Origin of the sequence: Methylocystis sp. WRRC1, from assembly GCF_020733155.1 — a bacterium.
Classification (GTDB): Bacteria; Pseudomonadota; Alphaproteobacteria; order Rhizobiales; family Beijerinckiaceae; genus Methylocystis.
The window spans coordinates 1-19,284 of sequence record NZ_JAJFZJ010000001.1 but is presented as its reverse complement, the minus strand read 5'-3'; the positions used below and the strand labels follow the sequence as shown (position 1 = coordinate 19,284).

The following is a 19,284-nucleotide window of genomic DNA, read 5'->3' as shown; positions in this document are numbered from 1 at the left end:
CGAGAGGTTTCCACATCCTTAACGCAACCAAATATTCAGTAATCCTATATGGTTAGCTAGGACTTGACCGGTCCCGGCCCTTTTGACGCATATGCGTAATCTTTGATTTTCGCGCCGCGGCGTGATATATGAGCTGTTAATAAACGCTCATCGACCGACGACCCAACGACGAAGTTCAGCCTCCAGCAATGAGAAGGTGCGCGCCTCGGGAACAGCGGCCAAGGGAGTCCGTAAGCGCGCTGCGGCTCTAGCCAAGGTTTATGAAAATCCGCTTGCCTCCTGATCGGCAGTCGTCGTTCGGGCAATGTAGCGAGTGGTCTGCGTGACTCGTCCCGTCTCCACAGCGGGACGCCAAAGGAGTATCCCGCGTATGCCGTCCGCCAGGAAGAACGAAAAGACGAAAGGGGCCGGCGTTGTCGCGGCTCCGGCGCCCTCGCGCGGCTCGGGAAAAAAATCGGCTTCAAAACCGGCGCGCGGAAAAGGCGCAGTAGCGTCAAAGAGTTCAGCCGCTCCCGGCGGCGGCGCGAAGACGGCGCCATCCATTGGCGTGCCAAAATCGGCGGCGAAGTCGTCGACAACGGCGTCCGCGACAACGGCGTCGTCTTCGAGCAAGTCCTCGTCGGCGGCGACGCGGACGAAGGTAGCGGCGAAAGCGGCGGCAAAGGCCGCGACCAGGACAAGCGCCACGACAAGCGAGAAGGCGCCCGCCAAGGCGGCGACGACGTCTCGCCGCGCCCCGTCCGCCTCCGCCCGCGCGCCGGCCTCGACGGCGAGTGTGAAGGCGTCTGCGGCGAAAGTCCCCGCGCCGGGCAAGGAGCCGAAAGCGCCGACGAAGTCGCCGGCAAAGGCCGCGTCCGAGCACACGGCCGCCGCCAAGGCGCCGAGCGTCGAAAAGGCAAAGGCAGGGAGGCAAGCGCCTCCGGCCGTCAGGGAAAAAGCAGAAAGCGTGAAGCCCGCTCCTGCCCCGACCAAGAACCTTTCCGCGACTCCCGTTCCGTCGAACGCCGTCAAGGCGACGCCGGCAAGAGAGTCCGTAACCTCCTCCCCCGCGACGGGCGTCGCAGCCGCAACGCCCGCCGCGGTCGGAAAGTCCACGCAACCCCCGACAGCCGGCGAAGAAAAAGAATTGGCAAAGAAATCCGAGAACCTCGCATCGTCGGCGGCGCCTGTCGTCGGCGACAAAGCCTCCGACAAGTCCGCAATCGAGACCAAGCCCGTCGTCTCCAAGGCCGCGCCTGCGGCCGGCAAGGCGAAAACCGGCGGTCAGAAACATGGATTCAAACAGAGCGAATTCATCGTTTATCCGGCCCATGGCGTCGGCCAGATCATCGGCGTCGAGATACAGGAGGTCGCCGGATTCAGCCTGGAGCTCTTCGTCGTGAGCTTCATCAAGGACAAGATGATCCTCAAGGTGCCGACCAGCAAGGTCGCGAATGTCGGCATGCGCAAGCTCGCCGAGGGTAATGTCGTCGACAAGGCGCTGGCGACATTGAGCGGTCGCGCGCGCATCAAGCGCACCATGTGGTCGCGCCGCGCGCAGGAATACGAGGCCAAGATCAACTCCGGCGACCTCGTCACGATCGCCGAGGTGGTGCGCGACCTCTACCGCTCCGACACGCAGCCGGAGCAGTCCTACTCGGAGCGGCAGCTTTATGAGGCGGCGCTAGACCGTATGGCCCGCGAGATCGCGGCCGTCCGAAAGCTGATCGATTCGGAAGCGTTGAAGCTGATCGAGTCCTTCCTGCAGAAGGGCCCCCGCCGCGGCCAGAAAGCCGATGCCGACGTGGGTGACGACGGCGACGACGCGGATGTCGATGCTGCGGCGTAACAATCGGGATACGCCAAAGAAAAAGCCCTCCGTCAGGAGGGCTTTTTTATTACGCGTTCGGGAGGCTCTCTTCCGTCCCCTCGCCGTCCTGCATACGTGAAAGCGCCTTGCGCAATTTGATCAGCGCGCGGCTTTCGATTTGCCGCACCCGCTCCTTGGAAATGCCGAGCTTGTCGCCGAGGGTCTCGAGGGTCACGAGATTGTCTGTGAGCCGACGCTCCTGCACGATGCGCAATTCGCGCTCGGAGAGGATCGCGAGCGCGTCCTTGAGCCATCGGGCGCGACGGTCCGAATCCATCGTCTCCTGCACGGCCTCGTCGGGCAGCGGATGGTCGTCGACAAGAAAATCCATGCGCTGGGCGGACCCTGATGAATCGTCGTCGACGAGTTGCGCGTTCAGCGACACGTCCGACCCGGACAGGCGGGAATCCATCATTTCCACGTCGGCGCGCGAGACGCCGAGCGCCTTGGCGATGGCCTGATAGGCGTCGCCTGACCCATAAGCGTCGGGGTCTCGGGCGAGGCGCGCGCGAAGGCGGCGCAGATTGAAGAACAGCGCCTTCTGGCTGGAACTGGTGCCGCCACGAACGATCGACCAGTTGCGCAGGACATAGTCCTGAATCGAGGCGCGGATCCACCAGGTCGCATAGGTCGAGAAACGCACGTCGCGCTCTGGCGCGAAGCGGGCCGCGGCCTCGAGCAATCCAACATGGCCTTCCTGGACGAGATCGGCGATCGGCAGGCCATAGTGACGGAACTTCGCCGCAAGGGCGATCACGAGACGCATATGCGCCGCCGTCAATTTATGAAGCGCTCGCCGGTCGCCGTGGTCGCGCCAAGCTACGGCCAGTGCTTTTTCCTCGTCCCGTTCCAGGAAGGGAGCGTCAGCCGCTGCTTTCATCAGTTCGCGGCCGAGGCCAGGAAGATACGCCATGGTCAGGTCTCCACAGCGCGCTATCTCTTTACTGATATCGGATGAGATAATCGCGCATTCTTGAACAACTCTAGTTGTTCAACCCGCCTATGCGCGCGAAGTTCCGTCGCCTTTGCGTTTCATTCCGTTACAATTTTGTAATGCTCTCCCGGCGTCACGGGGTCCGCATCCTCCAAGCCATTGAGAAGCCGGAAATATTCGACTGGTCGATTAGGCGTAACCATACGGGAGGAAAGGGTTTCCACCGAGTCGCCGGGCGCAGCCGCGACCACCGAAATCTTGAGCCCGTGAGCCTCATGCGCCTCCTCCGGCGTCACTCGTCGGAAGGTCATGATCGATTCCATGAAGCTCTTGTCCGCCCCGTCCGTCAGCGCCTTCGCAGCGAAGATCAGCCGATAGAGAAAATCTCCCGACTGAATCACGGCGAGGCGGAAATTCCACTCGCCCGCGCGCGCGATCGCCGTGACCGCCGGCAGGCCATTGACGTCGATCTTCTTCACCGAAGACTGCATGAGCCCATCGACCCAGCCCGATCCGACATAGGTTTCGAGGGACTCGAAGTGCGGATCGCGGACACTGTCGAGGCGCAACGCCTCATTGTCGGCCTGGCGAACGCCGAAGACCGCTTCATTGGAGTTCTCCAGCAGGACGCCCTCTGGCGCGGTGAAAGTGAAGCGCAGCCGTGGATGGGTGAACTTGCGGTCTCGGACATAGCCCTCCATCGGATCGTCGCCGAAGGCCACGCCGTTGATCGCCGCGAGATAGCCGTTCCGGTCGCGCGTGCCCACGCCCGGCGCGCCAATCTGGCGGGCTGCGGCTATCGCCTTGGCCACGCGGTCCGGCGTCGACGGATGGGTGGACATGATGTCGTAGTCCAGCGAGCTCTTTTTCTTTCCGTAGAGCGCCGCGCGAAGCTCGGTCGAACGACCGAGCGCGGTGAGAAAGCGGGAGGCGCCATAGGGATCGTAACCGGCGCGAGCGATCACCCGCACGCCGGTCGCGTCGGCGTCCAGTTCCTGCTGGCGCGAGAAGCTCGCGACCGAGAGGCGCTGGCTGGAGCGAACCTCCTCGCCTTTCTGCTTGTTCTGGATCACCGTCGCGGCCTGGGAAATAAGAGCCGCCTCGCGTTCGCGCTCGGCGCGCAGGGCGCTGTGCCGTAATGTGACATGAGCGATCTCATGCGCCATCACCGCCGCAGCCTCCGAAGCGTCGGTGGCGAGCGCCAGCAGACCACGGGTGACGTAAAGGTTGCCGGACGGCAGAGCAAAAGCGTTGACCACCGGCGTATTGAGTATCGTGACTCTGTAGGCTGGCTGGCCGGGCGTATCGCTCGCGCCCGCGAGCTTGACGAGAATCTCGTTCAGATAGCGCTCTGCGGCCGGCGCCTGATATTCCCCGCCGAACTGCGCAACGAGCTCCTTGTGCTGGACCGAGCTGCGGTTGTCCATGCGCGGCGGCGCCGGCTTGGTCGGCGGGATCGGCGCCGTGAAAACCTGCCCTTGCCGCTCGAGCTCGGCGCAGGCCGAAACGGCCAGCGCGCACGCCGCGACGAAGACCGCCCGAACCCAGGATTTAAGGCGAACTGGCGCGGTCAATGAGTTCGATCTCGGCAGGAGTGGATATTTCCATGCGCGGTCCAAAACCTGTTTCAATAAGTCCTCGCACACGCGCCCGACGTCCCGTCAGCGTCAGCAGATCGAATCCCGCTTTTGCAAACATAGCCAAATTGCGCCGCGAAATCACGACAGAGAAATTGTCCCAGCGCTTTTCGTTGAAATTCAGATAGATAGCCCCGCGGGATTCGCCCACGGAACGAATGGTTCCCTCTACGATCGTCATTCCCTTGCGCGCAAGCAGCGTGGCTCGCGCCTGAGGAGCCGCGGGATCGACCGGCCGCGACTCGGCATCGGCCCAAAGTCCCCGCGCCGCCGCCCGGGCGCGCGCCTCGGCCAGGAGATAGTCCCCGGCGCAATCTGCGGCGGCCGGGTCCGGACGGAAGCGGGCGTCGCCGGCCTCAAGGAGCGCGGCTCCGACCGATATGAGCGGAGCCTCCGCTCCCTCCCCTTTGGCGGCGAAAAGTCGGACGGGGAAGCGGCCCCATCTGTCGGGCCCGGCGGCCAGAGCGCCGAGGAATATGTCACGCCCGGCGAGCCACTCCGAAAGCCGCTTCAGCGCATCCGCGCGCAAGCCCTGTCCGCTCGTTGTCAACGAAGGGAATTCGAGACCTGAAAGCGCCGCCCGACGGCCGTCGTCGAGCAGCAGGTCGAAATCCTCATCCACCGCCGCGATCGTGGCGGGAACCGTGGCTTCGAGTGAACAGGGGCCGGTTTCCGGCGCTGACGCAAGCGCGACCGCAGGCATATTCAGCAAATGGGCATAAAGGAGCGAGGCCCAAATCGGCTTCTTTCGGCTCGCGGCGCGACGCTCGCTCACCAGGTTCATACGCTTCTGGCTCAAGCGTCCTCGCCGCATTGCAATATAGACTGCAGATCCCATGTCTCCGGAAACAAAAATCCCGATCCCGTCAAAGTTAAGGCAAAGCCATGTTCGGGCGTCCACATTCGCAAGACTTCCGCCGCAATTTGGCCGAAACAGCGCCTATGCTAGCGCCTCGTGCACCATCGGCGCGGCGGTCCGCGCGGTTTCGATCTTCCCGACAAAGCCCCATGATCTCTCGCATCGTTCTCTCCGTCGCCCCCCTGCTCTTCGCAGGCGCCGCGATGGCCTATGACCCCTATGGCGGCGCGCGGCCCGAGGTCGACGTTGAGCCGGCGCAGACCTACAATCGTCCCCCCGCCGACATAATCGACGAGGGCCCCGGAGAAATCGGCGGCCCGGCTGGACCCGACGCCGCCGCCCTGACAATGCGCGTGGACCGGCTGGAGCGCGACCTTCGGCGTCTCACCGGCCAGAACGAGGAATTGCAGCACAAGGTTCAGGTCCTCGAGGACCAGCTGCGCGCCGCGAAGTCGGAGGCGCCGCGCGCCTCGGACGCCCCTGCCCGCTCCGCCGTCCCCTCGACGCCGGCGCCAGCGCCATCGGCGGGCCGTCGCGACGACGCCTTCGACCCGGCGACGGACCCGACGGCCCCCGGCGCGCCGCGGCAACTCGGCACGACCCAACCCTCGGCGCCCCTTGCGAACCCGCCAAAGACCGCCGCCGGATCCGTCACCACCGCGCCGCCTGTACGCGAGGTCGGCCAGCCGCTGGACATCGCCCACGGTCGCCTCGTCGGCGACGAGCCCATCGCCCCGGCCGAAATCGCTCCGCCGCCGCCGGCCGCCCCGCCCGGCCCCAAGGAGGAATACGACGAGGCGGTCGCCTCGCTGCGGGCAGGAAGATTCGAGGCGGCCGAGAAGTCGCTGACGACATTTCTCAGCAAGAACCCCAAGAGCAAATTCGCGCCCGCCGCGACGTTCAATCTCGGCGAGAGCTTCTTCCTGCGCGGGCGCCATCGCGAGGCGGCGGAGAAATATCTCGAAATTTCCACCAAATACGGCCAGTCCGCGCAGGCGCCCGACGCCCTGCTGCGCCTCGGCCAGTCGCTGAGCGCCATGGGCGCAAAGGAGCAGGCCTGCGCCTCCTTCAGCGAGATCGGCGTGAAATATCCCAACGCGACGGCGCGCATAAAGGAAGCCGCCCAGCGCGAGAGCAAGAAGATTCAATGCTGACGCTTTCGCGCCGCGCGGGTTGAGCTTGCGCGGGAAAAACGAAAGCGACCCGCTCGCGCTGCTGGCGCCGCATCGTTCGCTGCTGCTCGCCGTATCCGGCGGGCCGGACTCGGTCGCGCTGATGCTGCTCGCCGCGCAGTGGCCGGACCGACGCTCGCATGACATTGCTGTCGCGACCGTGGACCATGGCCTGCGGCCGGAGGCGCGACGAGAAGCCGAGCAGGTCGGCGCCTGGGCGAATGCGCTCGGCTTTCCTCATCATCTCCTGACCTGGCAGGGCGAAAAGCCCAGCACGCGCGTTCAGGAGCGGGCGCGGACCGCGCGCTACGCGCTGCTTGCAGATTGTGCGGGACAGATCGGCGCCGGGGCGATTGTCACCGCGCATCACGCGGACGATCAGGCCGAAACAATTCTGTTCCGCCTCACGCGCGGCTCGGGAGTTGCGGGCCTTGCCGGAATGGCCGCAGAATCACGCTGCGGCGGCGTCGCGCTGCTACGGCCGCTCCTGGGCCTGCGGAAAACGGCGCTCGAAGAAATCTGTCGACGCTGCGACCACGATTATTTTCGCGATCCGTCGAATGTCGACGAACATTACGCCCGGGCGCGAATGCGCAAGTTATGGCCGCTTCTCGCCGCGCAGGGTCTCGACGACGAAGCCTTGCTGCGACTCGGTCAGCGCGCCGCTCGCGCCGACGGGGCCCTGAATTTCTGCGCGGAGAATGCTCGCGAGCGCGCCATTGTCGACGTCGATTCGGAGACGGCGCGGTTCGATGCGGCGGCGCTTCGCGAACTCCCCCCGGAGATCGTCCAGCGGCTGCTCGCTGGGGAAATCGCGCGACTGGCGCCGCTCGCGCCACTGCGTCTCGAACGGCTCGAACGGGCCGCGCTCCGCCTGGTCGCGGCCCTAGCCGACGGCGCGAAGCTGCGGTTAACTATCGCCGATCTTTTACTGGACGCGCAGGGCGCACATGTCACGTTGCGCCCCGCGCCGCCGCGCCGCTTCAAGCAGAAACCCCGAAGCTGACGGCGGAGACGCTCGCTGCGCCCGCCTATCTTGGCAAGGAACGGGGGCGCGCCTAAATTACCCTAAATGACCGGAGCGTTCCGAGGGATGGTCCCGTTCGTGCGCCTCCCAAAGGTTACTCAATGAACGCAAACTTCAGGAACCTCGCCTTGTGGGCCATTATCGGCCTGCTGGTGGTGGCGCTTGTCATGCTGTTTCAGCAGCCAGGTCAGCGCACGCCGATCCGGGATATTTCGTTCAGCGAACTGCTCACGCAAATTGATCAGGGTCGCGTTCATGACGTGACGATCGCCGGCAATGAAATCACGGGTCGCTTCAACGACAATCGTCCGTTCTCGACCTATGCGCCGAACGACGCCAATCTCGTTCCGCGCCTTCAGGCTCACAATGTGTCCATCAGCGCGAAGCCGCAGAATGAAGGCGGCGGCTGGCTGATGACGCTTCTGCTCAACGCGTTGCCGCTCGTTGCATTCATCGGCGTATGGATTTTCCTGTCGCGACAGATGCAGGGCGGCGCCGGCCGCGCCATGGGTTTCGGTAAGTCGAAGGCGAAGCTTCTCACCGAGACGCAGGGACGCGTGACGTTCGAGGATGTCGCGGGCGTCGACGAGGCGAAGGAGGATTTGCAGGAGATCGTGGAGTTTCTGCGCGATCCGGGCAAGTTCCAGCGTCTGGGCGGACGTATTCCGCGCGGCGTGCTGCTCGTTGGACCGCCCGGCACGGGCAAGACGCTGCTGGCGCGCGCCATCGCGGGCGAGGCCGGCGTGCCCTTCTTCTCGATCTCGGGTTCCGACTTCGTCGAAATGTTCGTCGGCGTCGGCGCGAGCCGCGTCCGCGACATGTTCGAGCAGGCGAAGAAGAACGCGCCCTGCATCATCTTCGTCGACGAAATCGACGCGGTGGGCCGTCATCGCGGCGCCGGTCTCGGCGGCGGCAATGACGAGCGCGAGCAGACCCTGAACCAGCTGCTGGTCGAGATGGACGGCTTCGAGGCGAATGAGGGGATCATCCTCATCGCGGCGACCAACCGTCCGGACGTTCTCGATCCGGCGCTGATGCGTCCGGGCCGCTTCGACCGTCAGATCCAGGTTCCGAACCCCGACTTCATCGGCCGCGAGAAGATCCTGAAGGTTCACGCCCGCAAGGTGCCGCTGGCGCCGGACGTCGACCTGAAGGTGGTGGCGCGCGGCACGCCGGGCTTCTCGGGCGCGGATCTGATGAACCTTGTCAACGAGGCGGCGCTGCTTGCGGCGCGCCGGTCGAAGCGGATCGTCACGAATCAGGAGTTCGAGGACGCGCGCGACAAGATCCTGATGGGCGCCGAGCGCCGCACGCTTGCGATGACGGATGAAGAAAAGAAGCTCACGGCCTATCACGAAGGCGGCCATGCGCTTGTTTCGCTCAACATGCCGGGCTCGACTCCCATCCACAAGGCGACGATCATCCCGCGTGGTCGCGCGCTGGGCATGGTGCAGAGCCTCCCCGAACGCGATCAGATCTCGCAAAACTACCAGGAGCTGACCGCAATGCTCGCGATGGCGATGGGCGGCCGCGTGGCGGAGGAACTGATCTTCGGTCCGAAGAAGGTGACGTCCGGCGCCGCGTCGGACATCCAGCAGTGCACCCGCGTGGCTCGGGCGATGGTCACGCAGCTCGGCTTCTCCGACAAGCTCGGGACGGTGGCCTACGCCGATCCGCAGCAGGAGCAGTTCCTGGGCTATTCGATTGGCCGCCAGCAGAACCTCTCCGAGGCGACGCAGCAGCTGATCGACGCGGAAGTGCGTCGTCTCGTGCAACAGGGTTACGACACGGCTAAGCGAATCCTCACGGAGAAGCGCGACCAGCTCGAAACTCTCGCGCAGGGCTTGCTGGAGTTCGAGACGCTGTCCGGCGAGGAGATCGTGAATCTTCTCGCGGGCAAGCGCCCGGTCCGTGAGGATACGAGCGCAAAGCCGCCGCAGACGCCCTGGGGCAGCGCTGTCCCGACCACGGGCCAGAAGCCCGAGCCGGACGTCGGCGGCATGGAGCCGCATCCGGTTTGACGGAAAAGAAGAAGCCCGGCGTCTCCGCCGGGCTTTTTTAATTCGATTGTCGCCTCGGGCGCCCTATCGTTGCGGAAGCGGACCGCCACGCGCGGGTTCGAAGACGAGGACATTCCCGAATTCCTCGGCTGACAGAAATTCCAACCCGATTCCGTCCCTTGCCCGCCACACCGCGCGCACGTCGCGCAGTTCGCCCTTCCGCTCGATGAAGAGCCGAAAGACATCAGGGAGCGCGATTTCCTCATCGCAACAGATTTTCGCGCCCGTATCGCTGAGATTGCGGATTACGCAATCGAAAGCCGAGCGCTCGAACTCGATGCGCCCGGTCAGCAGCGTCCGCCGCCGCATCGCGCGTCGCCGCTCGACCGTTGTTCCGCGCTCCATCGGCCTCCCCTCCTGAAATTTCTCGCGGCGAATATGTAAACACGGTTAAGCAAAGCTTTACCATGGGCTCCGTTGATTAACCTTAACGGCGCCGATCAATCCCTGGCTTGCTCGATCAGCGCCTGCACAGTTTCGGCAGGACGGCACAGCGCCGCCTTGTCCCCGAGCACCACGATCGGCCGCTCGATCAGAATCGGGTGCTTCTCGATAGCGTCGAATATCGCCTCCTCGCCGAGCTTGGGATCGTCGAGGCCGAGTTCCTCATAGGGCGTGCCGCGCTTGCGAAGGATATCCCGCACATTCTTGCCCATGCGCTTCAAAATGCTCTCGAGCGTCTTCCGGTCCGGCGGCGTCTTGAGATATTCGATCACCTTCGGCTCGAAGCCGGCTTCCCGCAATGCGGCCAGCACGTTGCGGGAGGTGCCACAGGCGGGGTTGTGATAAATTTCGACTTTCATTTGGCTTCCTTTTGCCGCCGAGGGCGGTTAACGATTAACTAAAGCTTCACGCAGAGGAAGATGCGCGACACAAAATCTGCCATGATTGTCCTCTGTTATTTCGCGCACTTACGATAAAAGGCACGAGCATTTTGTCCGACGACAAGAAGGACTCCTTATGACCCGCACCTATTTCGGCACCGACGGCATCCGCGGCCTCGCCAATGTCAAGATTACGCCAGAACTGGCGCTGAAGGTTGGCCAGGCCGCAGGGCTCATTTTCCATCGCGGCGAGGGTCGCCACCGCGTCGTCATCGGCAAGGACACGCGCCTCTCCGGATATATGATCGAATATGCGCTCGTCGCCGGCTTCACCTCCGTCGGCATGGACCCGCTGCTGCTCGGCCCGATGCCGACGCCGGCCGTCGCCATGCTGACGCGCTCGATGCGCGCCGACGTCGGCGTCATGATCTCCGCCTCGCATAATTCCTATGAGGACAATGGAATCAAGCTTTTCGGGCCGGACGGCCACAAACTCTCCGACAGCATCGAAATGGAGATCGAGAAGCTGATCGACGGCGACCTCACGCGCAAGCTCGCCGGCCCCACGGAACTCGGCCGCGCCCGTCGTATCGACGACGTTCGCGCGCGTTACATCGAATTCGCCAAGCGCACCCTGCCCCGCAACATGAGCTTCGAGGGTCTGCGCGTCGTGATCGATTGCGCCAATGGCGCCGCCTACAAGGTCGCACCGGAGGCCCTTTGGGAGCTGGGCGCCGAGGTGATCGCCATCGGCGTCGAGCCCGACGGCTTCAACATCAATCGGGACGTCGGCTCGACCTCGCCGCAGGCGCTGCGCGAAAAAGTCCGCGAATTGCGCGCCGATGTCGGCATCGCGCTCGACGGCGACGCCGATCGCGTCATCATGGTCGACGAACGTGGTCAGGTCATCGACGGCGACCAGCTGATGGCCGTGGTTGCGGAGAGCTGGCGCGATCAGGGCCTGCTCGCCAAGCCCGGCCTCGTCGCAACGATCATGTCGAACCTCGGCCTCGAGCGTCATCTGAGCTCGCTCGGCCTGACGCTCGAGCGCACGGCGGTCGGGGACCGGTACGTGATCGAACGCATGCGGCAGGCTGGCTATAATGTCGGCGGCGAACAGTCGGGCCATGTCATCCTTTCCGATTTTTCAACGACGGGCGATGGTCTCGTGACGGCGATGCAGGTGCTCGCCGAGGTCAAACGCCAGCAGCGTCGCGTCAGCGAAGTCTGTCATTGTTTCGATCCCCTGCCGCAGGTGCTGAAAAATGTGCGGGCGCAGAAGCGGACGCTGGAGAAGGATTCGGTGGTGATGGCCATCGATTCCGCGCGAGAGAGATTGAATGGAAGCGGCCGCCTGATCGTGCGCGCATCGGGCACCGAGCCCGTGATTCGCGTCATGGGCGAAGGCGACGATCCCGATCTCGTCGAAACGCTCGTCTCGCAAGTCTGCAACGCACTGAAGGAATCCGCGGAAGCGGCGTGAGCCGCGCGGGTTTCGAATATCAAAATCGGACCGATCCGAAGCGCGCGCGGAGGCTGAAACGCCCTCGCGCGCGCTGTGCGTTGGCGCGCAAAATTACTAATGAAAACAATAAATAAGCCGGCTCTTTTGGTTAAATCGTAAGGTTAACTTGGACTTAAGCATTATATTGCAAAGTCTTCGCTGTTGGCGTTGCGCCAAGGGACCGCTCAGCGGCCCGCTATACGCGAAGGGGAATTCAGTCATGGGCCGTTCCTTTGCCCTCATCCTTGCGGCGGCAGCCGTCGTTGGCGCGAGCGCCAGCGCGCATGCCGCCGATCTTCTGCCGCCTCCGCCGCCGATCGAAGCGCCGCCTCCGCCGGTTGATTTCGGCGGATGGTATCTGCGCGGCGACGTCGGCGTCGGCGTCAACCAGCTCACGAATCTCCGCTCGACCTTCGACCCGACGGTCGTGGTGCCGATGCCCCTCTTCAACCAGTATTCGATCGGGGACGCGGCCTTTGCGGGCGCCGGCGTCGGCTACCAGTTCAACAGCTGGTTCCGCGCCGATGTGACGGGCGAATATCGCACCGCCGCCAACTATCGCGCGACGCAGAGCTACACCGACATCTGGAGCGCCCCCGGCTTCTCGCCCTGCGGCATCGGCGCGCGCTGCCACGACACCTATAACGGCCAGCACAGCGCGGCCGTCTTCCTGGCCAACGGCTATTTCGACCTCGGCACCTGGTACGGGATCACGCCGTATGTCGGCGGCGGCATCGGCTTTGCGGTCAACTGGCTGCAGAACGTCAACGACTTCTCGGCGCAGCCAGCGGGCGGCTTCGGCTATGCGTCGGACACCAACCGGACGAATTTCGCCTGGGCGGTCATGGCCGGTCTCGCCTACAACGTGACCCCGAATCTCAAGCTCGAAGTCGGCTACCGTTACCTCGACATGGGCACGATCAACACCAATCCGATCTACTGCCAGGGCGTCGCGGTATGCCCGCGCGAGCGCCAGTCGTTCGATCTCGCCTCGCACGACATTCGTCTGGGCTTCCGCTACATGCTCGGCGGCTTCGCGCCGGCGCCGGTCCTCGCGCCGCCTCCGGGTCCGCTGGTGCGGAAATACTGATCGCTCTTTCACCAAAGAGACGAGCGGCGCGGGTTCTCCCGCGCCGTTTCCTTTTGGCCTCGCGCAGGCCATGAAAATCCGCCATATGTCGGCGATGGTCGATATAGCCGACGACGACGCCGGTTCCGTGCAAGGAACCAATGCGCCCGAGATAAGCGTTTCGGAACTCGCCAATGCGCTCAAGCGCACGATCGAGGACCGTTTCGGGCGCGTCCGAGTGCGCGGCGAAATCTCCAACTATCGCGGCCCGCACGCCTCCGGCCACGCCTATTTCTCGCTCAAGGACCAATCCGCGCGGCTCGACGCCGTGATCTGGAAGGGGACCTTCATGCGGCTGCGCACGCGTCCGCAGGAAGGGCTGGAGGTCGTCGCCACCGGCCGGATCACGACTTTTCCCGGCAAGTCGTCCTATCAGATCGTCATCGAGGCGATGGAGCCCGCCGGCGTCGGCGCGCTGATGGCGCTGCTCGACGAGCGGCGCAAGAAGCTTGCAGCGGAAGGCTTGTTCGACGAAGCGCGCAAGCGCCCCCTGCCCTTCCTGCCGCGAGTCGTCGGCGTGGTCACGTCGCCGACAGGCGCGGTCATTCGCGACATTCTCCATCGCCTCAACGACCGCTTTCCGCGGCGCGTGCTCGTGTGGCCCGTGCGCGTGCAGGGCGAGACGTCGGCGGCGGAAGTCGCGGCGGCGATCAATGGCTTCAACGCCCTGCCGGCCGACGGCCCCGTTCCGCGCCCGGACGTGCTGATCGTCGCGCGCGGCGGCGGTTCGCTCGAGGATTTGTGGAGCTTCAACGAGGAGATTGTCGTTCGCTCGGCGGCGGCGAGCGACATCCCACTGATTTCCGCCATCGGCCACGAGACGGACACCACGCTCATCGACTTCGTCGCGGATCTGCGCGCCCCCACGCCCACCGGCGCCGCCGAAAAGGCCGTGCCTGTCCGGGCCGAACTTGCCGAGCATCTCGCGGCGCGCGCGCGAAGACTCGCGGCGGCGAAGACCCGCGCCATGGAGCAGCGCCGCACCCAACTTGCCACGCTCGCGCGGCTGCTGCCGGCGCCGGAGCAATTGCTTGCGAATCCGCGCCAGCGTCTGGACCGCGCCGGCGAGAGGCTGCGCGGCGCCTTTCGCGCCGGACGGGACGCGCAGCGGCTGCGTCTGGCTCGCGCCGCCAATCTGCTCGCGCGCCATTCGCCGCAGGCGGAACTCGCCCGCGCAAGGGAGAGGCTCAAAGGGCTCGACGCCCGGCTGGCGCAAGGCCTCGCGGCGCGGCTGACGTTGGCGCGACAGCAGAATCAGGGCTCCACGCAACGCCTCGCCAACGCCGGGGGAAGACTGGATCGCGCTTTCGTTACGCTCCTGCGCCAGAAGAAGGAGAAGCTCGAACGCCTCGGCCGCCTGCAGGACTCCCTGAGCCACAAGGCCGTGCTGGCGCGCGGCTTCGCGCTGGTGCGCGACGAGAAGGACGCATTGGTGCGGGGCGTCGCACAGGCGCCGCCCGGAACCGCGCTCAGCATAGAATTTGCCGACGGAAGGATAGACGCCCGCGCCGGCAACGCCGCGACAGGCCCGGCGCCGATCGTCCCCGCCCCACGCAAGCGCGCGAAAAAGCCCGGGGACGATCAGGGCTCGCTGTTCTGATCTATTCGAATCTCATCTGGAAGGCGACGATGCTGCGCTGCATCTTGGCCTTGGGCAGATAGCAGAACACATTGGTCGAGAGCTGGGCCTCCTGACAATGCTCATGTTCCGTCGCCCACTCGTAACCGAGGTCGTCCATGCAGGCCTTGATCTTCTGCTCGATCAGCTTCGGATTATCGCGCCGCTCCTGCGGAAAGTCGCGCTCGACCTGATATTCGCAGTCTGTGACGTCGATCTTCATTCCCTCGAAATAACGGCCGCTCGCGCCGCTGGTGACGAACATCGCCTCGGTTGCGAGGATGAAAACCAGCCCAAGGACGAGGGCGATCTTTTCCTGAGTCCTGGACTTGAGGAAATGCATGTCGAAGAGCGACAACACGCCGATCACCAGAAGCCCGCCGCCGATGATCAACGTCAGCGGCGATAAAAACGGCGCAATGCCCTCGTTCATTCAACCCTCCAGACCCATACCGCCCTGTCATACTAGCGGCGCCCCGCCGACGGGCAAGGCCGGCTGCGCACAAGCCTTGGCCCAAGCCGTTGCAGCTTCATATAGACTTGACTAACATCAAGACAATCAGGCGCCGGGGCTTCTTCGGCGCGTCCAATCAAAATTCAGAGAGCAAGACAATGGGATCGAGCTCCGTCATTACGCTCGCCGCGCTCATGGCGCTTACGGCAACGGCTTCGGCATGCATTATTGCGTGCCGTCCCACGGAAGAGCATGCTCGCGCAGTGATCAACCACCTTGTCGCGAAGCGCTTCAATTCGCCGTTCACCGTCGTTTCTTACGAGACGACCCGCACCGCTGATTTCGACATGATCGCCGGCGAGATGCGCGGTTACGAGATTTTCTTCAAGGCTCGGGTGCAGTTCCCGCGGGGCGCCAACCTCGACTGCGCCCCCGGCGCCGCCGAACGCCCCGGCGATTGCACGGATGACGCCTATTTCTCGCTGATCCGCCCGACCCGGCCGACCCCGAACGGCCGGCAATATATCGAGCCGGGCGGAACGCGCCTCTTCGACGAAGACCTGCGCTTCGCGGAGTTGAAAGGCGGCTGGAAAGGCCCGGACGGCGAGCTTTACAATCCCTGAACCCGCCATTCATGTTTCGTTAACCATTTAACTCCTTATTAAGGAAGGGGCGAATTTGCTCAAATGCAACAGGTTCCGAACACCTTCAATCAAGGTTGACGGAACCTTCGTTTAACCCTGCGGGACTAGGACTATCCCCAGTCGCTAGTCGTAACAGGAGTAGATCATGCTGTTTTCTCGAAGCGCCCGCTGCGCCAAACTCGCCGTCGCCCTGACGGCGGCAATGGCCCTGGCGGCCTGCGCCAAGAACACGGCGGATGAAGCGGCCGAGGGTGGCCTCGCCGGCGGCGCCGGCGGTTACGGCCGCGGCGGCGTGCAGCGGAGCGGGATCGCCAGCCCCGGCAGCGCACAGGATTTCGCCACCAATGTCGGCGACCGCATCTTCTTCGAAACCGATTCGACCGATCTGACATCGACAGCGCAGGCGACGCTCGACAAGCAGGCCGAGTGGTTGAACCGCTATGGCCGCTACAGCTTCACCGTCGAGGGCCACGCCGACGAGCGCGGCACCCGCGAATATAATTTCGCGCTGGGCGCCCGCCGCGCCGAGGTGACAAAGAACTATCTGATCTCAAAGGGCGTTTCGGGCAGCCGCATCCGCACGGTGAGCTATGGCAAGGAGCGTCCGGTCGCGGTCTGCGACGACATTTCCTGCTGGTCGCAGAACCGCCGCGCAGTGACTTTGCTCGCAGGGGGAAATTCCTGATCAAAGGGCGAAAACGCCCCTTGCGTCGGCGGCGCTGTTGCGGCATTGAAGGCACGCGCAAAGCGCATGCAGGAGTGTAGCTCAACTGGTAGAGCACCGGTCTCCAAAACCGGGGGTTGGGGGTTCGAGCCCCTCCACTCCTGCCATTAAATCAAAGACTTAGCAAAAACCTCCCAAGCCGGGATTTCCACGGGGTAACGATAGGGTAACGCCCCTCCCCCGCCCGCCGGCGGCATTTGGCGCGTATCGGGTTCAAATCCCCCGAATCGAGAATCGCCCTTGCGGCTGGAGCTATAGAAGCCGCCGGCCGGCCGATCCCGCCGATCGCCAGCACCCTCTCCCGCCGTCCGATAAAGACAAACCCGAGCCCGGCCGAACGGCGCGCCGATCTTGTGGGCTCGCACCCGAGCGGCTTAAGCTCCCGTCCATGCCTTCCCCAACGCGCTACACCGGCCCGGCTATGGACCTTGCGAACATGCGCAGCCTTGGCGTCCGCGCCGTCGCCGTCGAATGCGGCTGCGGCCGCCGGGAGAGCATCGATATGTCTGGATTGCCGGGGTCGGTCGAAGTGCCGTCGCTCAAGCGCCGGCTTCGCTGTCAGGTCTGCGGAGCGCGCCCAAGCGACGTTCGGCCGGACTGGTCACAGCATCGGGCGAGCAAAATTGGAAGACAATTTGGTCTGCCAGCTGATTTCAGGATGAAATTTGCTAATTTTTTGCATATAAGCTCTTGAAACGAGATCAAGACGCTTATGAATGGGACGGAAATGCTCCTAAGATTTAGCGTTGCCAATCTGCTTTCGATCGCAGGGCAACAGGAACTCTCGCTCGTTGCGAGCAAACTTAAAGGCCCTGAAGCGGGCTTGTTAGACGTGCCTTCCGAAGCAGGTCTAAAGGGCCTGCCTGCGGCAGTGATTTATGGCGCGAACGCATCAGGAAAAACCAATTTTCTTAAGGCGTTCCGCTTCATGGAGACCTGCATTCTTTATTCGCACTCCAGCCTCGATCCGCAAGGTGGCGTCCCACGGATACCCTTCGCTCTCGATGAACGCATAAAGGCTTCGCCAACAAGGTTAGAAGTAGATTTCATCTTGGATAACGTTCGATACGCCTATGGCTTTGAATGTGACAACGACCGTTTTGTGTCGGAGTGGCTATATTCCTTTCCCGAAGGCAAAAGAAGAAAGCTGTTTGAGCGGAAAGATAACGACGTAGATTTTGGATCCTTCATGCGAGGCGCTAAAAAGGCTCTTGTTGAGTTTATGAGACCAAACAGCTTGTTTTTATCGACAGCGACTCAAAACGACCACGAAGAGTTATCGAAAATTACCTCGTTCTTTCGCGGGATGAAATATATCGGCAGCATGTCTTTTTCTGCGGATGCAATTAATGAATCATTCAAAGGCAACAAGATTGACAGCCGCACAATGAAACTCCTTGCTGAAATCGGAACAGGAATTGTCGATCAACGAGTCAGAAATAGAGAGAAAAATATAGATATTAAAAATTTTACTGAAAAGGTAACTCAGTTATTCAAAGAGCAATACAAGCTCCTGCCATCAGAGATTCGATTTGAAACTAGAGAGGCTAGTGATGCGGTTATAGAGCTTGCTCACAGGGGCGGAGATGCCGATCCGCATTATTTTGGTCTCGAAAGGGAAAGTGCTGGAACGCGAAGGCTTCTAAAAATCATGAGTTCTGTTTTTGCGGCACTGGATGAAGGAACGATGGTATTTATCGACGAGCTGGATGCTAGCCTTCATACACTAGCAGCTGAAAAGATAATAGAATTGTTTTTATGCAGAGAAATTAACAAGAAAGGAGCCCAGTTAATCACGACAACACATGATACTAACATACTAAATTGCAAGTCGCTCCGCAGGGACCAAATATGGTTTTGCGAGAAAGACGGCGTAGGAGCGTCACACATATTTTCTCTATCTGAGATCAAGTCACGCCCAAGCGATAATTTTGAGCAAGGATACTTGGAAGGAAGATACGGAGCAATTCCGTTTGCAGGTAATTTACGAGCGCTATTTGCGGGCGAATAAATGAGAAAATTCAAGTCTCTCAAAAGAGTCGTCGGCAAACGACCGACTAAGATAAAGTTTTACATTTACACGGAAGGAGCGAACACTGAACCTGAATATTTTAGGCATCTAGCGAGCAGCAACAAAGGAACCTTGGTTGGAATTCAAATAGTGCCGGCCGCCGGCGTCCCTTTGACAATCGCAACAAAAGCATGCGCTCACGCTAAGGACTTGGTCAGAGCAGCTAAGCGAGATTCAGCGTTGAAGAACGATAAGGTCTGGGCTGTTTTTGATCAAGACGAGCACCCGGGCGTGAGAGAAGCGCTTGGGATGTGTAGGTCGGCGGGTGTGGGGACTGCTTTCTCTAACCCCTGCTTTGAGCTCTGGCTTATTCTACATTACGAGGATTTCGATAAACCAGATGACCGTCATCAAGTTCAGCGATACCTCGAAGGTCTTTGCGATGCCTACGACAGAAAGCGCGCAAAGACTGCCGATTTTGAAATGCTAGTTACAAAGGTCCGCGAAGCTGAGGCGCGAGCTAGATCTCAATATGAGCGAAGAAATACGGAAGGCGAGTTGTCGAGACCTTACACAACCGTATTCCAACTAACTGAGGCGATACGAGACGCGAGCGCGTCGCACGAGGAAGCCATCAAAAACGTCTAGGCGAGAACCTGATTTTTCAAACCTTCCACTTGCGGTTGAGCAAATGACTTACCAGCTGCGGTCGGTTTTCAGCTCGCCAAACGGCCACGGCGGTTGAGACGACAAGGTCGTCGTGAACGCTTTCGCGCCACGCCTCGAAACTTTCGTTGCCTTCGACGCTGATTTGATTTTGGAGGTCTCCATCCCGGCC

At 62.4% G+C, this 19,284-nt stretch carries 18 protein-coding genes and 1 tRNA gene; 12 read left to right on the top strand and 7 right to left on the bottom strand.

All coding sequences use genetic code 11. The features are described 5' to 3' along the window. Positions 1-258: 258 nt before the first annotated feature. On the bottom strand, positions 259-1,095 hold the full coding sequence (locus LG047_RS00095) for a hypothetical protein (protein ID WP_255679513.1): 837 nt from the start codon (positions 1,093-1,095) through the stop codon (positions 259-261). 31 nt (positions 1,096-1,126) lie between these two features. Here LG047_RS00095 and LG047_RS19510 point away from each other — a divergent pair, with 31 nt between their 5' ends. After that, positions 1,127-1,828, top strand: a complete 702-nt coding sequence (locus LG047_RS19510; protein ID WP_370634945.1) for a CarD family transcriptional regulator — start codon at positions 1,127-1,129, stop codon at positions 1,826-1,828. Between the two features lie 49 nt (positions 1,829-1,877). Here the strand turns inward: LG047_RS19510 and LG047_RS00085 are convergent, their stop codons facing one another. The 3 genes from LG047_RS00085 to LG047_RS00075 form a co-directional block, all read right to left on the bottom strand. Next, positions 1,878-2,762 (bottom strand): RNA polymerase factor sigma-32, encoded by an 885-nt coding sequence (locus LG047_RS00085; RefSeq protein ID WP_227964222.1) that lies wholly within the window; start codon positions 2,760-2,762, stop codon positions 1,878-1,880. 119 nt (positions 2,763-2,881) lie between these two features. Next, positions 2,882-4,357: a M48 family metalloprotease gene (locus LG047_RS00080; RefSeq protein ID WP_227964220.1), complete on the bottom strand. Its 1,476-nt coding sequence runs from the start codon at positions 4,355-4,357 to the stop codon at positions 2,882-2,884. Then, complete coding sequence (locus tag LG047_RS00075; protein WP_227964219.1) at positions 4,335-5,219, bottom strand: nuclease; 885 nt, start codon at positions 5,217-5,219, stop codon at positions 4,335-4,337. The genes LG047_RS00080 and LG047_RS00075 overlap by 23 nt, the downstream gene beginning before the upstream one ends. A 209-nt stretch (positions 5,220-5,428) precedes the next feature. On the opposite strand from LG047_RS00075, the gene ybgF reads away from it, so the two are divergent. The 3 genes from ybgF to ftsH all read left to right on the top strand — a co-directional run bounded on the left by ybgF (position 5,429) and on the right by ftsH (position 9,499). Beyond that, positions 5,429-6,433, top strand: a complete 1,005-nt coding sequence (gene ybgF / locus LG047_RS00070; RefSeq protein ID WP_227964218.1) for a tol-pal system protein YbgF — start codon at positions 5,429-5,431, stop codon at positions 6,431-6,433. Between the two features lie 25 nt (positions 6,434-6,458). Then, complete coding sequence (gene tilS / locus LG047_RS00065) at positions 6,459-7,457, top strand: tRNA lysidine(34) synthetase TilS (protein ID WP_227964217.1); 999 nt, start codon at positions 6,459-6,461, stop codon at positions 7,455-7,457. Positions 7,458-7,579: 122 nt separating this feature from the next. After that, positions 7,580-9,499 (top strand): ATP-dependent zinc metalloprotease FtsH, encoded by a 1,920-nt coding sequence (gene ftsH / locus LG047_RS00060; protein WP_227964210.1) that lies wholly within the window; start codon positions 7,580-7,582, stop codon positions 9,497-9,499. Between the two features lie 63 nt (positions 9,500-9,562). Here ftsH and LG047_RS00055 read toward each other — a convergent pair whose 3' ends face one another. Both LG047_RS00055 and arsC read right to left on the bottom strand, forming a co-directional pair. Further along, positions 9,563-9,883, bottom strand: coding sequence for a PilZ domain-containing protein (locus tag LG047_RS00055; RefSeq protein ID WP_227964206.1), 321 nt, complete (start codon positions 9,881-9,883; stop codon positions 9,563-9,565). A gap of 95 nt (positions 9,884-9,978) precedes the next feature. Continuing rightward, positions 9,979-10,341: an arsenate reductase (glutaredoxin) gene (gene arsC, locus LG047_RS00050; protein ID WP_036281053.1), complete on the bottom strand. Its 363-nt coding sequence runs from the start codon at positions 10,339-10,341 to the stop codon at positions 9,979-9,981. A gap of 157 nt (positions 10,342-10,498) precedes the next feature. Between arsC and glmM the strand changes: the two genes are divergently transcribed. The 3 genes from glmM (at position 10,499) to xseA (ending at position 14,595) form a co-directional block, all read left to right on the top strand. Beyond that, the gene (gene glmM, locus LG047_RS00045) at positions 10,499-11,845 is read left to right on the top strand and encodes a phosphoglucosamine mutase (protein WP_227964203.1); all 1,347 of its coding nucleotides are present in this window, start codon (positions 10,499-10,501) and stop codon (positions 11,843-11,845) included. Positions 11,846-12,086: 241 nt separating this feature from the next. Beyond that, positions 12,087-12,956 (top strand): outer membrane protein, encoded by an 870-nt coding sequence (locus LG047_RS00040; protein WP_036281049.1) that lies wholly within the window; start codon positions 12,087-12,089, stop codon positions 12,954-12,956. Between the two features lie 85 nt (positions 12,957-13,041). Continuing rightward, a complete protein-coding gene (gene xseA / locus LG047_RS00035; protein WP_227968383.1) occupies positions 13,042-14,595 on the top strand; it encodes an exodeoxyribonuclease VII large subunit in 1,554 nt (517 codons plus the stop codon). A 1-nt stretch (position 14,596) separates the two neighbouring features. On the opposite strand, the gene LG047_RS00030 is transcribed toward xseA, so the two are convergent. Then, positions 14,597-15,046, bottom strand: coding sequence for a hypothetical protein (locus LG047_RS00030; RefSeq protein ID WP_036281045.1), 450 nt, complete (start codon positions 15,044-15,046; stop codon positions 14,597-14,599). Positions 15,047-15,330: 284 nt separating this feature from the next. On the opposite strand from LG047_RS00030, the gene LG047_RS00025 reads away from it, so the two are divergent. The 5 genes from LG047_RS00025 to LG047_RS00005 all read left to right on the top strand — a co-directional run bounded on the left by LG047_RS00025 (position 15,331) and on the right by LG047_RS00005 (position 19,094). Continuing rightward, positions 15,331-15,690, top strand: a complete 360-nt coding sequence (locus LG047_RS00025) for a hypothetical protein (protein ID WP_227964201.1) — start codon at positions 15,331-15,333, stop codon at positions 15,688-15,690. Between the two features lie 166 nt (positions 15,691-15,856). Further along, complete coding sequence (pal, locus tag LG047_RS00020) at positions 15,857-16,396, top strand: peptidoglycan-associated lipoprotein Pal (RefSeq protein ID WP_036281043.1); 540 nt, start codon at positions 15,857-15,859, stop codon at positions 16,394-16,396. Between the two features lie 70 nt (positions 16,397-16,466). Then, positions 16,467-16,542, top strand: a tRNA-Trp gene (locus tag LG047_RS00015). 605 nt (positions 16,543-17,147) lie between these two features. After that, positions 17,148-18,446, top strand: coding sequence for an ATP/GTP-binding protein (locus LG047_RS00010; RefSeq protein ID WP_227964193.1), 1,299 nt, complete (start codon positions 17,148-17,150; stop codon positions 18,444-18,446). Then, positions 18,447-19,094 carry an RloB family protein gene (locus LG047_RS00005; RefSeq protein WP_227964192.1) on the top strand — a complete coding sequence of 216 codons (648 nt, stop codon included), beginning with the start codon at positions 18,447-18,449 and terminating at the stop codon, positions 19,092-19,094. Positions 19,095-19,284: the final 190 nt, after the last annotated feature.

Coding starts and splice junctions, on each gene's coding strand:
- LG047_RS00085 (WP_227964222.1), bottom strand. CDS start 2,762: ATGGCGTATCTTCCTGGCCTCGGCCGCGAACTGATGAAAGCAGCGGCT.
- ybgF (WP_227964218.1), top strand. CDS start 5,429: ATGATCTCTCGCATCGTTCTCTCCGTCGCCCCCCTGCTCTTCGCAGGC.
- ftsH (WP_227964210.1), top strand. CDS start 7,580: ATGAACGCAAACTTCAGGAACCTCGCCTTGTGGGCCATTATCGGCCTG.
- LG047_RS00055 (WP_227964206.1), bottom strand. CDS start 9,883: ATGGAGCGCGGAACAACGGTCGAGCGGCGACGCGCGATGCGGCGGCGG.
- arsC (WP_036281053.1), bottom strand. CDS start 10,341: ATGAAAGTCGAAATTTATCACAACCCCGCCTGTGGCACCTCCCGCAAC.
- glmM (WP_227964203.1), top strand. CDS start 10,499: ATGACCCGCACCTATTTCGGCACCGACGGCATCCGCGGCCTCGCCAAT.
- LG047_RS00040 (WP_036281049.1), top strand. CDS start 12,087: ATGGGCCGTTCCTTTGCCCTCATCCTTGCGGCGGCAGCCGTCGTTGGC.
- xseA (WP_227968383.1), top strand. CDS start 13,042: ATGTCGGCGATGGTCGATATAGCCGACGACGACGCCGGTTCCGTGCAA.
- LG047_RS00030 (WP_036281045.1), bottom strand. CDS start 15,046: ATGAACGAGGGCATTGCGCCGTTTTTATCGCCGCTGACGTTGATCATC.
- pal (WP_036281043.1), top strand. CDS start 15,857: ATGCTGTTTTCTCGAAGCGCCCGCTGCGCCAAACTCGCCGTCGCCCTG.
- LG047_RS00010 (WP_227964193.1), top strand. CDS start 17,148: ATGAATGGGACGGAAATGCTCCTAAGATTTAGCGTTGCCAATCTGCTT.
- LG047_RS00005 (WP_227964192.1), top strand. CDS start 18,447: ATGAGAAAATTCAAGTCTCTCAAAAGAGTCGTCGGCAAACGACCGACT.